The following is a 14,406-nucleotide window of genomic DNA, read 5'->3' as shown; positions in this document are numbered from 1 at the left end:
ATCTAGCAAAGAGCCATCATCCAATCCTGATATTGCGCGAGGGATTTTCGGAGCCTGTAGGGGTTTCCCTACAGGCCGCCAAAAAGTGTGGCTGCGTGACCTTCGCCCGGCATACCACCGGATCAACCGACGAGGCACATCGCGCCGGGCGCTGACCGCGCTACAGAGTGTAGGAAATACCCACTTGCACCGTGCGCGGCTCGCCAGGGTAGGCGTAGAAGTTCAAGAACGAGCCCTCTTCGTACTCGCGATTGAACAGGTTTTTCACGTCCAGGTTGAGCCTGACCTTTTCGTTGACCTTGTAGTAACCGAGCAGGTCGACGACCGTGTAAGCGTCCATCGCGAACGTGTTGTTGGCCGTCTGCCCGGCACGCTCGGCCACGTATTTGCCACCGGCGCCGAGGCCCAAGCCTTTGAGCGCGCCATCCTGGAACTCATACACGTTGAGCAGGCTGAAGCTATTGCGCGGAATGTTGGCCAAACGCGTTCCGGTACGGACAGTGGTGTCCTTGGTGACGGCGGCATCCACATAGGCATAGCCGCCGATCATTCGCCACTCGGGCGTCAGGTTGCCGGCCACGTTCAGATCAAAGCCGCGGCTGCGGACCTGGCCCGTCGCGACATTGAAGTCGGAGTTAAAGGGGTCGAGACCCTGGACATTTTTCTTCTCGATCTGGTAGATCGCCGCATCGACGCTCAGCTGTCGGTCAAGCGCTTCCCACTTCACGCCCATCTCGTAGGACTTGCCCTTCTCCGGATCGAACCCGCCGCCCTGACGACTGGCGCCGGTGTTGGGCTTGAACGAGCGCGCGGCATCCGCGTAGAGCGCGACGGTGTCGGTGAGGTCATACATCACGCCGACGCGCGGGGTGACGGCGTTGTCGGCGGCGTTCCAGCTTCTGACACCGGGTACGTAGGACTCGTAATCGTGCTCGAAGCGCTCGAAGCGCGCACCGGCGAGGACTCTCAAGCGCTCGGTCAGTGCCACCTGGTCCTGAACGAAGGCCGCATAGGTCTTGAGGTTTTCTTTATCGTGCGTCGGCGTGCGGGTCAGCGCCGGACGAGGCTGGCCGTAGACCGGGTTGTAGATATCGATCGGAAAGGTCCCCGCCACGCCGCTGGAACGCTGGATGATCGACTTGTAGTCGTAGTCTTCGTATTCGATGCCAGTGAGCAAGGTGTGCGCAAAGCCGCCGGTGGAAAAGTGCCCGGTCAGGTTGAGTTGGTAGTCCTTGTCAGTCCATTCCAGCTTGCGGTAGTTGAAGTTGCGCTGAAGTGTGCGGCCATCGGCATCCAGGCTGGTCGCGCCGTTGGCCTCGACACCATTGCCCTTCATCGTCCCGTCCAGCCACTGGAAACCACCGCCCAGGGTCCAGTTGTCGTTGAGCAGATGTTCGAAGCGCAACTGGGCCATGTTGTTATCGTTGTGCAGGTCGCCGGCGTACTTCTCACCCCAGAAGGTGTCACGGGACGGCGTCCCACGCTGGTTGGCGAAGCGTGTCAGGCCGCGATCCAGCGGGCGATTGTTACGCATGAAGTCGCCTTCGAAGATCACCTTGGTGGCGTCATTGGCCTGCCAGGTCAACACCGGGGTCACGCCGTAGCGTTCGCTCGAGACATGGTCGCGGAAGGTGTCGCCGCCCTCGCCCACCACGTTCAGACGATAGGCCAGCGCGCCTTGCTCATCCAGCGGGCCGGACGCATCGAGGGTGCCGCGCTTCATGCCCTGATCATTCAATTGGCTACCCAGCGTGACCGTGGGCTCGGCCAGCGGCTGCTTGGACACCACGTTGAAGGTACCACCGGGATCGCCACGGCCATACAGCATGGTCGCCGGCCCGCGCAGCACTTCAAGGCGCTCGATGCTGTTGGCGTCGGGCATGCTCGGGTAGCCGCGGTTGATCGGGAAACCGTTGCGGTAGAACTCGGCAGTGGTAAAGCCCCGCACGGTGAAGCTGGTAAGCCCTTGCCCGCCGAAGTTGTTCGCCCGGCCGACGCCGCCCGCGTAGTCCAGGGCTTCCTGCAGGCGAGTCGCACCAATGTCCTCGACCACGTCCTTGGGCACTACGCTGATGGACTGCGGCGTTTCATGAATCGAAGTGTCGGTACGGGTCGCACTGGCTGAACGTGTTGCGCGGTAGCCCTTGACCGGCCCTTGAGCCGTCTCGTAGTCCATTTCGCCGGTGACCGTGGTCGCCTGCAACTCGAGGCTGCTTTGTTCAGAGGCGGCAACCTGCGCCCAGGCAAAAGGAGTAAACGCCTGAAGCACGCAGAGGGAAATCAGGGTGTGACGCATGGATGTTGGACCTCATGGATGAGCCGACGCGCAGGCAAACCTGCCAAGAATTCGCGGCGCATGATATACCAAACCATTCGCGCATGACATGAATTCTCATTAACTGTTTTTCGCGTATCAGCTTTGTATCAACCGCGTAAAAATCCAGGCAAAAAAAACCACTCGTTAGAGTGGTTCGCTTTTGCCATGGCCGCCTGCCACGGCAGTGCTGGCGCTTGCCTTCATGGGCTCGGAGTCGTGAGGCTGGCGAGAAAGTCAGCGACCAGCCGGTTGAACGTCTCGCCCTGATCGTCGTGGACATAGTGACTGGCGTGCGCGACTTCCACCGTCTGCACCTGCCGATTGCTGTCACGCATCGCCTGCAGCGTCGCGGTGGGCAGGAAGTCCGAACGCCCGCCACGAATGAACAGGGTCGGGCAGTCCAAGGCCCGCACCGCCGGCCACAGGTCGGTCGGCTCGATGCTCAGGCGCGCCTCGGCGATGCCTTGCTGATCGTGCCGCCAACTGATCAGCCCTTCGTGCTCTTTCATCGAATGCGCCAGCCTGGAAGCAAGGCCCTGCTCCGACAAGCCCGGGCGCGACGCCTGCCAGAAAGCGCGGGCGCTCGCCCAGCTGTCGAAGTGCAACGGCGTCTGGCTCATTTCACGGCGAATACGCGCCGCGCCGTCGCCCTGGCTCGAGGAGCCGGGACCGATGTCTTCGATGATCAGCCCGTGCAAACGCCCTGGGTTTTGCCGTGCATATTCAAGGGCATTGGCGCCACCCAGCGAATGCCCCAGCAACACGAAGCGTTGCAAACCGAGGTGGGCGACGAAGTCCTCCACATCCTCCACATAAGATTGCGTGTGGTAGCTGCTCGGCGTGGCCCAATCGCTCAGCCCACGACCGCGCTGGTCCAGGGCGTAAACGCAGTAACCGGGGCCCAACGCCTGCACCAGCGACTCCCAGGTCTGCGCATAGGCCCGCAAGCCGTGCAGCAGAACCAGAGGCACGCCGCTCGGCTCGCCCCATTGCAGAAAATGCAGGCGCAAGCCTGTGCGATTAGTAAAAAAACAGCTGGCAGGCGACATCGTTGTGCTCCATGAAGGCTGGGCTTGGGCCGGCTTAGAAACGATCGAAACGATACGGGCTCGGATCGATGATCGGGGTATGCCCGCTGACGATATCCGCCGCCAGATGGCCGGCCGCCGGCGAGGTACCGAAACCGTGCCCCGAGAAACCGGTGGCGACGGTCAACCCGGGAATTTGCGCGACCGGCCCAATCACCGGGTTCGAGTCCGGCGTCACGTCGATGGTGCCCGCCCAGGCCTGGGCGATCCGCGCCTGCTCGAATACCGGCCAGGCGGCCTTGAGGTTGTTCATCGCATCGTTGTTGAGCCGCGGGTTGGCGGCCGGGTCCTGCACCCGTACCCGTTCGAACGGGCTGATACTGTCGGCCGACCAACGCCGGGCCAGCGCCAGGTCGTTAAAGAAATACTTGCCCAGCGACACGTTCAACACGCTGCGCTGCGCGCGAAACTGCGGCATGTATTGCTTGGCGAGCAACAGGTGATCGAGGGTCAGGTAGGCGTCCAATTTGCCGCGTTGGGTAATGATGAAACCGCCGTCCTTATGCTTGCGAAAGGAAAAGTCCGGCGCGCCCACGGCGATTTCCGTAGGCCCGTCCATCGGATGTGTGCGCAGCACCGAACAGGTCAAGGCCAAGGTCGGCAACGCCACGCCGAGGTTGCCCAAAAAGCGCCGCGACCACATCCCCCCGGCCAGCAATACCTGATCGCAGCGAATCTCACCCTTTTCAGTGACCACCCCACTGACCTTACCGGCGGACATCTGCAGTGTACGCACCGCACACTGCTCGATGATCACCACGCCCTTGGCCATGGCCGCCTTGGCGATCGCACTGCTGGCCAGGGTCGGCTCGGCCCGCGCATCAGACGGCGTAAAGATACCGCCGGCCCAGTCAGCCACGCCGCCCGGCACCCGTTGCGCGATCTCGCGCTGGCTCAGCAACCGCGAGTCGAGGGACAGATGTTCGACCGATTTCAGCCAGCTTTCATGCATCGCCATCTGCGCCTCGTTGCGGCCCAGGAACATGATGCCCTCTTGCCGATACCCGACGTCGGCGCCGACCCGCTCAGGCATCTGTGCCCACAAGCGATCTGCGGCGAGGGCCAAGGGGATATCGGCGGCGTGCCGGCTGGTCTTGCGCACCCAGCCGAGGTTGCGTGAGGACTGCTCGCCGGCGATACGGCCTTTTTCCAGCACCACCACCGCGATATTGCGTTCGGCCAATGTCAGCGCAGCCGTCAAGCCGATGATCCCGCCGCCAATGATGACGACGGACGTCGCGAAGGGGAACGTAGTTGACGTGTTCACGGGCGCTATAGTCGGGGCCATGATCAAGACTCTGTGAGCGATTGAGGTCGGCCGCGCAAGCGCACGGCCGCGTAGCGGTCATTGCGACAGGCGGATGACTTCGACCTGCGCCTTGGAGGCGTTGCGATAGGCCGTCACTTCCAGTTCCACCTTGTAGACCGTCGAGCCCAACGGCGGGCAGGTCACGGTACTGGCCGGATCGACACCGCGAAACTTCTCGCCGATCAGGCCCATGACCGCCGGAACGTCCTTGGGGTCCTGGATGAATACCCGCGAGCACACCACATCGGCCAGGCTGGCGTCGACGGCGGCGAGGGCCGTTTCGATGTTGGCGAATACCTGATGCGTCTGTTCGAGGATGTCCTCGGGGATCAACTTGGTTTGCGGGTTGCGGCCTGCGGTATTGGAGACATAGATCCAGTTGTCCACCACCACCAGGCGTGAATAGCTGGCTTGGTCTTCAAACGGGGAACCGGTCTTGAGCTTGATGATTTTGGTCATGTCGTTGCCTCTTCAGATGGATAAGGGTGGCTTAGCGCAACGCGGGGGTTTCCCACAGATTCAGTTTCACGCCGATGCCTTTTGCGATGGCATTGCGGTACACCACCGTGCCCCAGGCCACGTCTTCCACGGGCATGCCGCCCACCGACATGATGATGATCTCTTCATCGTTCCGGCGGCCCTGGGCATCGCCGGCAACGATCTTGCCGATGTCTTCGAGCTCGTCGCGCTGCATCTTGCCTTCGGCGATCATGTCCATGAACCGCACACCGATCACCGGCACGCAGTGGTGCGCGGGCTTGGGCAACTCTTCGAACCAGGCTTCATAGAGGCCGGTGTTATCCAGCACCTTGCGCACCTCGGAGCTCTCCATGCCTTCATCCAGGGAGCAGGACGCCGGCATCGCCATGAAGGCGCCCGGTTTGACCCACTCACGCTTAACGATTGGGTAGTTCGAGGGGTCGCCGACCTCACCGGAGCTACAATAAGTAACAAGGTCGGCGTCGCGGACCACATCTTCGAGGGTGTCGACGACTTTTATCGTGGTCACCTGTGGGTAGGTTTGCTTTACCCAGGCAATAAAATCGTTGAGGCTTTTCTCGCCGCGTCCCTTGATCTTCAAAGTATCGATCTGCGGGCACACCGCGATGAAAGCGGCCAGCGTGGTCTTGCCCATCACCCCCGGGCCCAGCAGGCCGACGACTTTGGCATCCTTGCGGGCCAGGTGGCGCGCGCCCACGCCGGGAATCGCGCCGGTGCGATACGCCGACAGCAGGTTGGCCGACATGTGCGCCAGCGGTGCGCCCGTGTCGGGGTCGTTGAGCGTGAACATCAGGATCGAGCGCGGCAGGCCTTTGTCGCGGTTGGCGATATTGGAGCCGTACCACTTCACGCCGGCGGTGCAGAAGTTGCCGCCCAGGTAGGCCGGCATCGCCATCATGCGTCGGTCAGCGGTGGGTTTGGGCATGTTCGGGAACGGTGATTCCTTGGGGAAGATCACCATCGCGCCGTGGGAATCGTTGTTCGGGCCCGCCATGCGGTAGTCGCCGATATACAGCAGGCCGAACATCTCTTCCATGGTGTCGACACAGGCAAGCATGTCGGTGACGCCAGCGCGGATCATGTCCTGCTCGGACAGGTAGATGAAGTCTATTTTTGTAGTCGTGGACATAATTATTCTCGGGCTGAAGGTGATATCGCTGCGGTAGGCGCGGCTCCCACGCTGTCGAGTCCGAGTATCGGGCTGGGCTTATCGGCGGTATTGTAAATTTCGGACATCGGCGCTTGCCGCGGGCACCTGAGTTGGCGCGATAAATGCCTGAATATTCGCGCATATTGCCAATCGAAGGTTCCGTCATGGTCAACCTGTGTGCGCCGAGGCCGCGGCACCCAACCGCCTACGAACAGCCCTGGTTCGTACTCAACTCATCGCGGTATTCGGTGATGCCTTCCGAACACCCGGCGATCTCGCATTTCTATGCCTTCGATGTCGCCCAATCGACCGACGTGCTGGCGGTGCCGGATGGCTGCGTGGACATCGTTTTCGACTGCGATGCCACACGTCCCACCGTGCGGATCTGCGGCACACCGCTGGAGGCGCAGCGCGTCGAGCTGCACCAGCATCATCACTACTTTGGCGTGCGCTTTTCACCGGGGGTCATTCCAGGCTTCATCAATGTGCTGGCCGCGGACCTGACCGAACAGGAGCTGGATCTGCTCAAGGTCTCGGGGTTTGCCCAGCGCATGTTCGAGAACATCGTGCAAACCCCACGGCTGGAAGAGCAGATGAGGCTGTTCAATGACTACCTGGCCCCGCGCCTGATGGGCAGGACCTCGAAACTGACGGCGATGGTGATTCAACAGGCCCTGGTGCATCGCGGTGACCTGCGCATTCAGCAGCTTGAAGACCTCAGCGGCTACACCAGCCGCACCATCCATCGCCAGTTCAGCCAGGACACCGGCATGTCGCCGAAGATCTTTTGTCGCATCATTCGCTGCCAGGCGGCCCTGGAAACATTGAACACCCAGCACGATGTATCCTTCTCGGAACTGGCGCTGGACCTGGGCTTCTCCGATCAGTCACACTTCCTGCGCGACTTCAAGAAGCTGGTCAGTACGACACCCTGTGACTACCAGCGCAAAATTGTGCAGAACGCCTACAGCGACCGCATCAGCTTCGCCTGAACGCGCCGCATCAGGCAGCGTTCACCCCCCTCCCCCGCGCGACGAAAAATAAACCTGCGTCTCCATCATTTCTCCATAAAGCCTACGCTGAAAGTGCATGCTTGCCGTGCATCATCCAACCCGTTGCCAGAAAACCGCGCGCCGTTGCAGCATTGTCCGGCAGCACAGGGCACATCGACCGAGCAGAACATGACCGAATCACTCGTTACATCAACCGCTAATCAGGCACTGATCCTGATCGCCGAAGACGAACCGGAAATCGCCGACATCCTCACGGCCTATCTCAAACGCGCCGGCTTTCAAACCGCGCATGCGCAGGATGGCCGTCGCGCACTCGAACTGCACCAAACGCTCAAGCCCGACCTGGTGCTGCTCGATGTACTGATGCCGAAACTGGATGGCTGGATGGTACTGGCGGAGGTTCGTCACCGCGGCAACACGCCGGTCATCATGCTGACCGCACAGGACCAGGACGTGGACAAACTCATGGGGCTGCGTATTGGCGCCGACGATTACATCGTCAAGCCGTTCAACCCGGCCGAGGTCGTGGCCAGAACCCAGGCGGTGCTGCGCCGCTGCGTCGACAATGGCTATTTGACGGGGCGCAGCGTGCTGCGCGTGGACGCCTTCGAAATCGACATCGACAACCATGACGTGAGCGTCAGCATCGACGGGCAGAAACACCCATTGAACCTGACCGTGACCGAATTCAAGTTGCTCGCGCAATTGGCAAAGGCGCCCCGACGCGTGTTCAGCCGCGCCGAGTTGCTGGCCCTCTGCTCGCCCGAGAGCGACAGCCTGGAGCGCACGGTCGACAGCCATATCAGCAAATTACGCAGGAAAATCGAGGACCTCGGACTGCAAGGCGTACCGGCCAGTATCCGCGGGGTCGGCTACCGGTTCGGGAGCCTGCCATGAAAGGCGCCAACAGCTTGAGTCGGCAGATTATCCTGTCGATGTCGGCCGTGGTCCTGTGTGTGATAACCCTGGCGATTGTCGGGACCTATGTCTTTTATGGGCTGCTGTGGTCGTTTGCTCCGCTGAGCGACGCGGAAATGGATGAGTGGCTGCCCAGCGGCATGGAGTGGGCCTGGATGAGCCTGATCACCTGCGTCAGCCTGGGTGTCGGCGTCGCAGCGGCGATCAAGTTGTCCCGGCGCATTCTGATGCCCTTGAACTCGGTGGCGGCCAGCCTGCGCAGGCTGGCCGATGGCGACCTGGATGCCCGCGCAGTGGCGCCGGATCAATCCTTGGGCGAAGCCGCCTTATTAGTGGATGACTTCAACAGCATGGCCAACCGATTGAAACGCATGGCCGAAGAACAGGCGTTCTGGAACGCAGCGATCGCCCATGAGTTGCGCACGCCGCTGACCATCTTGCGCGGCCGCCTGCAGGGGCTGGCCGAAGGTGTGTTCGAGCCGGACACCGCGCAGTTCTACAGCCTGCTGACGCAAGTGGAAGGGTTGACGCGCCTGGTTGAAGACCTGCGCGTGGTTGGCCTGGGAGACAGCGGCTACCTCAAGCTCGAACCCGACTACGCCGACCTGGCCACCGACCTGGAAGCCGAAGCACGGTTGTTCGAATCGAGCCTGCGCAGCGCCGGCTTCGTGCTGCACCTGGACCTGCTCAAGGGGCCGATACGCTGTGACCGCGCGCGGATTCGCCAGGCGTTGCTGGCGCTGCTGGACAACATCCGCCGGCATGCGACGCCGGGCAACGTCTGGGTGCAACTCGGCAGCCAACACTCGCGCAACTTCCTGAGAGTCACGGATGAGGGGCCGGGGGTGGACGACGCTTTCGCGACGTATATTTTCGATGCGTTCCAGCGCGGCGAAAGTTCTCGCTCCCGTGCCCAGGGAGGCAGTGGGCTGGGCCTGGCCGTGGTGCGCGCGATTGCCATCGCCCATGGCGGCACGGTGAGCTGTCGGACATCGATTAATGGCGGCACCGTGTTTGAACTCAGTTGGCCAACAACAACGCAGAGCCTGGATACCGACACGGAGTCTACTGAGGTGTAACTGCATATAACGCCAAACTCGCTTGAATATTCAAACCGACAAAGGTGATGGCATGCGCCTCTCTATTTTTATAGTTAATAGAGCCACGAAATATCGCCACTTTGCCTTACTGAACTCACAAGGATGTTGTATCGCGTTCAAGAGCTGCGAAAGGATGCCAACTCAGGGCGAATGGGTCGAAATCACAGCAATCAATCTTGCCTGGTTCAATCAAACCCTTCCAGGCCACGGGCGCCGGGACAATGAAGCAACACCTGGCAAATGACGTTCAATGTTTTACGCGGACAACTGTTATGCCGACTCTGCATTCCGCTCGCCCCCTTGTTGACTCGAAACAGCTGGAAGCGTCACTGACGCTCTACACACTCAAACTGCGAAAGTTGCAGCGCTTCTGGATTCCCCTGCAGAAGTACGCGCCGCATTGCGTATTGGCGTTGTGGTTGATTGGTGTGTGCGCGTCGTTGATCACACAGTCTTATTGTCACTGGCTGATTACAGCGCCGGCCATTTGCATATTGATCGCCATGGAAATCGTTATCGAAGAAGTGCAGATCAATTTGTTATTGATGACCGAGGAGGCGCGCTATCTGCTCGGCGTCGCCCGCGGTATCTATCCTCCCATGATGCGCTCGACAGGTGGCCCATGCCGTCCGTAACCCCTAGGATTGTGCTCGAAGAAAGCAAAAAGCTCGGTCAGCAATCCGCCAGCCAAACCCTCAAGGCCATTGCCAGGGCCTACCCCGGCAAGCTGTTTGCGACCTTGTCGCTGGTGGCGCTGGAAAATGCACTGCTGCTCGCCTACCCGCTGTTTGCCGGGTTTGCCGTGGACTCGATCATCCGTGGCGATGCCGCCAGCGCATTGCTCTATGCCGGCGTGGTGCTGGGGTTCTGGGTGGTGGGGGCGGCGCGGCGCGCGCTGGATACGCGCACCTTTACGCGCATCTACGCCGATCTTGCGGTGCCGGTGATCCTCAATCAGCGCCTGGAACGCCAGAGCACGTCCAAGGCGGCGGCGCGGGTGGTGCTGGCGCGGGACTTCGTCGACTTTTTCGAGAAGCACGTGCCGATCATCGCCACCGCGCTGGTCTCGATCATTGGCGCGGCCGGCATGTTGCTGGTGATCGAGCCTTGGGTTGGCGTGGCATGCCTGCTCGCGCTGCTGCTGTGCGTCACCGTGATGCCCGGCTTCGCCCGGCGTAACCAGCGCTTGCATGAGCGCTTGAACAATCGCCTGGAAAAGGAAATCGGCATGGTGGAAGCCGTCGGCGCGCATACCCTGCACCGTCATTATCGCCTGCTGTCGCGACTGCGGATCCGCTTGTCGGACCGTGAGGCCATCGCCTTCCTGTCCATTGGCATTCTGGCGGCGCTGCTGTTTGTGGTTGCTATCACGCAACTGGCATTGTCGCCGGCCGTAAAAGCCGGGCATATCTATGCGGTGATGACTTACCTGTGGACCTTCGTCAGTTGCCTGGATGAAGCCCCCGCGATGATCGACCAACTGGCGCGGCTCAAGGACATCGGCAAGCGCGTGAACCCAGGGCTTGGCGAGGCGGCGGACTGATCGCGCATCAGCGCTCGGCCCTGCGCGTTTCCGAGGGCGACTCGCCAAACAATTCGCGGTAATGCGCCGCGAAGTGACTCAGGTGAAAAAAGCCCATGGCCACGGCGACCTCACCGACGTTTTTCTCGCTGGCCGCGGTCGCGATCAACCGCCGCCGGACCGCGTTGAGGCGCAGATTGCGCAGGTACTCGACCGGGCGCAGGCCAGTCACCGCCTGAAAACTGTTCTGCAGGGTCCTGCGGCTGACACGCAATTGCTCGCACAGATCGAGGATGCTCAACGGGGTATCGCCACTGGCAACGATCAACTCCTGGCAACGCCGGACCAGGTAGGCACTGACGGCGAAATTGCCGCGCCGGCAACGCACCTCGTCGCTGGCATGGGTGAACAGGTCCAGGAAGGTGCCGAGCAGCTCATCTTCCAGGATCTTTTCCGAGACGGCGCTGATCGCGTCGGTATGTTCCAAAAGGTGACGAAACAACGGGTGAATACGCTGGTGTATACGCAGCAGTAACGCCTCATCCACACGCAGCTGAGACACAGTGGTCAGGCGTTTAAGCTGCTCGCCGGATAATTCGAAAGCCGCCAGTTTGGCAAAGCGTACCGCGTCGACGTTGATCGCGAAAAAATGCGTGCCTTCCGGGGCATGCAATACGAACTCCTCTGAATCGCGCAACAGCACCACGCTCTGCGCGTCCACTTGCTGCCCTTGCACCACCGGTGCGCTGCCCAATGACATGGCGGCGCACAACCGGCCTTTGGGCGAGGAACCATGCTGCACCACACGCTTGTCCAGCACCTCCTGGAAGATCTGGAAGCGATCGCAGGACAACTGGCGCAGTTCACTGGTGAGGCAGCCACGGCCCAGTTGGTCGTAGATCTGCTGCCAGCCCTGGATCGAGCCGGCGTGCTGTTGAGGATCATTGAAGGTTCGGACTTCAGCGAGCATATTCGTCGTTCCTCGGCGGCCTGTGTCTGGTCATTGGCCTGAAGGGGGCTCAGTCATCCCTGACGGCAGCTGGCATTCACACGGGCACAGTGTCCGCCCGGAAAATCAAAGCCAGTTCCGTGCCAAGCATCTGCAGACGATAGGTTCCCGGCTGTATATCGATCGGTGCCAGCAACGCGCCCGACAGCACCACCTGCCCAGCCTCGATACGGTGACCGTCCGCCAGGAGCCGGCGCACCAACCAGCACAGATTGAACAGGGGGTTGTCTTCCCGAGCCTGCGTATCGCCGCTGCCCAGGTGAACCCCTTCGTGCTCCAGACGATAGGGCACGCAGGCATGCTGTTGCGGCTCGAACGGCGACCTCGGCCCCACACAGTAAAGCCCCGCCGCCGCGTTATCGGCGAGGAAGGCGCCAAGCCCGAAACGCCAGCCTTGCCATCGGCAGTCGGCGATTTCGAACGCGGGCGCCACCTCGGCGATGGCCGTCAGAATGTCCTGGTCGCGGTAGTCCCCCGGCGCCAGCGCGTGCCCGAAGACGAACGCCAGTTCGACCTCCAGCTTGGGCTGGATCAGCCGCGCCAATGGCACCGCACTCCCCGGCTCAACCTGCATCGCCTCCGTGAGGCCGCCGTACACCGGTTCGTCGAGAGCAAAGCGTGCTTGCGCGGCGCGGCCGGCGAAGGCGACCTTCCAGCCGCTCGGTTTCTCCCCGGCGGCCACGCGTCGCTCCAGGGTCTGGCGCAACAACGCGTAGCCTTGCTGCCGGTCCAGCGCCTGCGGTGCCAAAGGCGCTATGGCATGAGCGCTGAGCCTCGCTTGGCGCAGTTGGCCGAGTACATCGTCGGGCGTGCTCATGACAGTTGCTCCGCCAGCTTGCGCAATACACCGTCAAGCCGCTCTGGGGTGGTAATGGCCGCGACAAAGCGGTCCGGACGCACCACGACGATGCAGTCGCGCACCTTGGAGAACCACTCGGCCAGTCGGTTATCCACGTCCTCCACACTGATCGCGTCCATCGCCGTCAGCGGCTGGTTGCGCCCCACGCCGCTGCGCGAACGGTTGACCTGGATAAAGCGCGTGTTCCAACGCGCCCAATACGCGGCCATGTCCTCGCTCAGTGGCGCCCGGGGATTGGTGCGGTACCCCAGCACGGCATACGAGTTGCCCAGCATGTCGTCGAGGCGCCGACGTTGGCCCTGGGCATCTTCGATGTAAGGCTGCACGAACAGTTGCCCGACCAGATCGTCTTCGCGCAGCTCGGCACGCTCGTGATAGACCAGGCCTTGGGTGATGGTGGCCTTGGGTTTGAACTTGAATTCCAAGAGGTGCGAGCGCAGGTTGTCGACACTGTTGACCGCCTGGAACAGCCAGTCGCGCACGCCGGCCATCAGCGGGTTGGTCAACCCCAGCACGGCGCCCATGTTGTCGGCCAGCGCCACCAGCTCGGTGGCGTGGCCGCGGCGTTCCTGGTCGTAGCTGGCGAGGATCGACGGCGCCGCGCGGCCCTGAATGATCGCCGCCAGTTTCCAGGCCACGTTGGCCACGTCGCGCAGGCCGGAATTGAGGCCCTGCCCGGCCCAGGGCGGCGAAATATGCGCCGCATCGCCGACCAGCGCGACCCGCCCCTGGACAAACCGCGCTGCAACGCGGGAGTGGTGGGTGTAAGCGCGGATCCGGATGATGTTCAACTGATCCACGGCCGCGCCGATATGGCCGCGGATCAGTTCACGAATCGTCGCCTCGTCGCACATTTTCGCTTCGTCTTCGCCCTCCAGCAGCATGAACTCCCAGCGCCGCTGCTGATAAGGCAAGTAGATGCACACGAAGGGCCGTTGCGGATCGGCATGCAGGGCGGTGTACGGCGCATCCAGGGTGTCGTTGGCCGTATCGACCACCACCCATTTGCGCGGATGCGTGAGCCCGAGCAGTTCGACGCCCAACTGTTTGCGCACGGTGGAGCGCCCGCCGTCGGCGCCAATCACATAGTCCGCCTGCAATTGGTAGAGCTCGCCGTGGGCATCGCGCACCTGCAAGGTCACGCCCTGCTCGTCCTGCTCCAGTTCGAGCAGTTCATGGCCCTGGCGCAATTGGACGCTGGCGTGCTGCACGAGATGTTCGCGCAGGGTGCCTTCGAGCAATTGCTGCATGAAGATGTTCCGCATCGGCCAACCGTACTGCGCGACGCTCGGCTTGACCTCGGCGAAACACACGCCACGCGCGTTGTAATAGCGCAGCGGTACATCGCAGATCATGTCACGTGCGGCCAGCTCGGCAATGCCGATCCCCTGCAGCACGCGCAGCGCTTCGTCGTCCATGCCGACTGCGCGGGGATAAGGCAGGATGCCGTCGGCCAGTTCAAGGACGACGCAGTCGATACCGTACATCCCCATATAGTGTGCGGCGGTGATCCCGTTCGGGCCGCCGCCGACAATGACCACCTGGGTTTTGTCCTGCTTCATCGCTAGTCACCGCTTTCTTGTTGTGGTGTTGATCGAATGCCACGCAAGGCCTTGCGCC

At 61.9% G+C, this 14,406-nt stretch carries 13 protein-coding genes; 5 read left to right on the top strand and 8 right to left on the bottom strand.

What is annotated here, in order from left to right:
* Positions 1-160: 160 nt before the first annotated feature.
* The 5 genes from RGV59_RS16785 to RGV59_RS16765 all read right to left on the bottom strand — a co-directional run bounded on the left by RGV59_RS16785 (position 161) and on the right by RGV59_RS16765 (position 6,344).
* Positions 161-2,296 (bottom strand): TonB-dependent siderophore receptor, encoded by a 2,136-nt coding sequence (locus RGV59_RS16785; protein ID WP_126585848.1) that lies wholly within the window; start codon positions 2,294-2,296, stop codon positions 161-163.
* Between the two features lie 221 nt (positions 2,297-2,517).
* The gene (locus RGV59_RS16780; protein WP_017846982.1) at positions 2,518-3,366 is read right to left on the bottom strand and encodes an alpha/beta fold hydrolase; all 849 of its coding nucleotides are present in this window, start codon (positions 3,364-3,366) and stop codon (positions 2,518-2,520) included.
* A gap of 34 nt (positions 3,367-3,400) precedes the next feature.
* Positions 3,401-4,693, bottom strand: coding sequence for an NAD(P)/FAD-dependent oxidoreductase (locus RGV59_RS16775; RefSeq protein WP_046483231.1), 1,293 nt, complete (start codon positions 4,691-4,693; stop codon positions 3,401-3,403).
* Positions 4,694-4,750: 57 nt separating this feature from the next.
* Positions 4,751-5,173 carry a RidA family protein gene (locus RGV59_RS16770; protein ID WP_017846980.1) on the bottom strand — a complete coding sequence of 141 codons (423 nt, stop codon included), beginning with the start codon at positions 5,171-5,173 and terminating at the stop codon, positions 4,751-4,753.
* A gap of 31 nt (positions 5,174-5,204) precedes the next feature.
* Positions 5,205-6,344, bottom strand: a complete 1,140-nt coding sequence (locus RGV59_RS16765; RefSeq protein ID WP_026140023.1) for a tyramine oxidase subunit B — start codon at positions 6,342-6,344, stop codon at positions 5,205-5,207.
* 185 nt (positions 6,345-6,529) lie between these two features.
* On the opposite strand from RGV59_RS16765, the gene RGV59_RS16760 reads away from it, so the two are divergent.
* The 5 genes from RGV59_RS16760 to RGV59_RS16740 all read left to right on the top strand — a co-directional run bounded on the left by RGV59_RS16760 (position 6,530) and on the right by RGV59_RS16740 (position 10,939).
* Positions 6,530-7,357: an AraC family transcriptional regulator gene (locus RGV59_RS16760; RefSeq protein ID WP_026140022.1), complete on the top strand. Its 828-nt coding sequence runs from the start codon at positions 6,530-6,532 to the stop codon at positions 7,355-7,357.
* A 189-nt stretch (positions 7,358-7,546) separates the two neighbouring features.
* Positions 7,547-8,275, top strand: coding sequence for a response regulator (locus RGV59_RS16755; protein ID WP_102618303.1), 729 nt, complete (start codon positions 7,547-7,549; stop codon positions 8,273-8,275).
* Positions 8,272-9,375 carry an ATP-binding protein gene (locus RGV59_RS16750; RefSeq protein ID WP_017846976.1) on the top strand — a complete coding sequence of 368 codons (1,104 nt, stop codon included), beginning with the start codon at positions 8,272-8,274 and terminating at the stop codon, positions 9,373-9,375. Before RGV59_RS16755 ends, RGV59_RS16750 begins: the two co-directional genes overlap by 4 nt.
* Positions 9,376-9,668: 293 nt before the next feature.
* Positions 9,669-10,031 carry a hypothetical protein gene (locus RGV59_RS16745; protein WP_017846975.1) on the top strand — a complete coding sequence of 121 codons (363 nt, stop codon included), beginning with the start codon at positions 9,669-9,671 and terminating at the stop codon, positions 10,029-10,031.
* Complete coding sequence (locus RGV59_RS16740; RefSeq protein WP_026140021.1) at positions 10,019-10,939, top strand: ABC transporter six-transmembrane domain-containing protein; 921 nt, start codon at positions 10,019-10,021, stop codon at positions 10,937-10,939. Before RGV59_RS16745 ends, RGV59_RS16740 begins: the two co-directional genes overlap by 13 nt.
* Before the next feature lie 7 nt (positions 10,940-10,946).
* On the opposite strand, the gene RGV59_RS16735 is transcribed toward RGV59_RS16740, so the two are convergent.
* From RGV59_RS16735 to RGV59_RS16725, 3 genes are all read right to left on the bottom strand, one after another.
* Positions 10,947-11,888, bottom strand: a complete 942-nt coding sequence (locus RGV59_RS16735) for a helix-turn-helix domain-containing protein (RefSeq protein WP_017846973.1) — start codon at positions 11,886-11,888, stop codon at positions 10,947-10,949.
* 76 nt (positions 11,889-11,964) lie between these two features.
* Entirely contained in the window at positions 11,965-12,744 is a 780-nt protein-coding gene (locus tag RGV59_RS16730; protein WP_017846972.1) for a 2-keto-4-pentenoate hydratase, read from the bottom strand.
* Positions 12,741-14,348 (bottom strand): bifunctional 3-(3-hydroxy-phenyl)propionate/3-hydroxycinnamic acid hydroxylase, encoded by a 1,608-nt coding sequence (locus RGV59_RS16725; RefSeq protein ID WP_017846971.1) that lies wholly within the window; start codon positions 14,346-14,348, stop codon positions 12,741-12,743. The genes RGV59_RS16730 and RGV59_RS16725 overlap by 4 nt, the downstream gene beginning before the upstream one ends.
* Between the last annotated feature and the right edge of the window lie 58 nt (positions 14,349-14,406).

The organism is Pseudomonas sp. FG1 (assembly GCF_034313875.1).
GTDB lineage: Bacteria > Pseudomonadota > Gammaproteobacteria > Pseudomonadales > Pseudomonadaceae > Aquipseudomonas > Aquipseudomonas veronii.
Note: the sequence above shows the minus strand (reverse complement) of the source record. Positions and strands in the feature narration are given on the sequence as shown.

Coding starts and splice junctions, on each gene's coding strand:
- RGV59_RS16770 (WP_017846980.1), bottom strand. CDS start 5,173: ATGACCAAAATCATCAAGCTCAAGACCGGTTCCCCGTTTGAAGACCAA.
- RGV59_RS16740 (WP_026140021.1), top strand. CDS start 10,019: ATGCCGTCCGTAACCCCTAGGATTGTGCTCGAAGAAAGCAAAAAGCTC.
- RGV59_RS16775 (WP_046483231.1), bottom strand. CDS start 4,693: ATGGCCCCGACTATAGCGCCCGTGAACACGTCAACTACGTTCCCCTTC.
- RGV59_RS16755 (WP_102618303.1), top strand. CDS start 7,547: ATGACCGAATCACTCGTTACATCAACCGCTAATCAGGCACTGATCCTG.
- RGV59_RS16780 (WP_017846982.1), bottom strand. CDS start 3,366: ATGTCGCCTGCCAGCTGTTTTTTTACTAATCGCACAGGCTTGCGCCTG.
- RGV59_RS16765 (WP_026140023.1), bottom strand. CDS start 6,344: ATGTCCACGACTACAAAAATAGACTTCATCTACCTGTCCGAGCAGGAC.
- RGV59_RS16745 (WP_017846975.1), top strand. CDS start 9,669: ATGCCGACTCTGCATTCCGCTCGCCCCCTTGTTGACTCGAAACAGCTG.
- RGV59_RS16725 (WP_017846971.1), bottom strand. CDS start 14,348: ATGAAGCAGGACAAAACCCAGGTGGTCATTGTCGGCGGCGGCCCGAAC.
- RGV59_RS16730 (WP_017846972.1), bottom strand. CDS start 12,744: ATGAGCACGCCCGACGATGTACTCGGCCAACTGCGCCAAGCGAGGCTC.
- RGV59_RS16760 (WP_026140022.1), top strand. CDS start 6,530: ATGGTCAACCTGTGTGCGCCGAGGCCGCGGCACCCAACCGCCTACGAA.
- RGV59_RS16785 (WP_126585848.1), bottom strand. CDS start 2,296: ATGCGTCACACCCTGATTTCCCTCTGCGTGCTTCAGGCGTTTACTCCT.
- RGV59_RS16750 (WP_017846976.1), top strand. CDS start 8,272: ATGAAAGGCGCCAACAGCTTGAGTCGGCAGATTATCCTGTCGATGTCG.
- RGV59_RS16735 (WP_017846973.1), bottom strand. CDS start 11,888: ATGCTCGCTGAAGTCCGAACCTTCAATGATCCTCAACAGCACGCCGGC.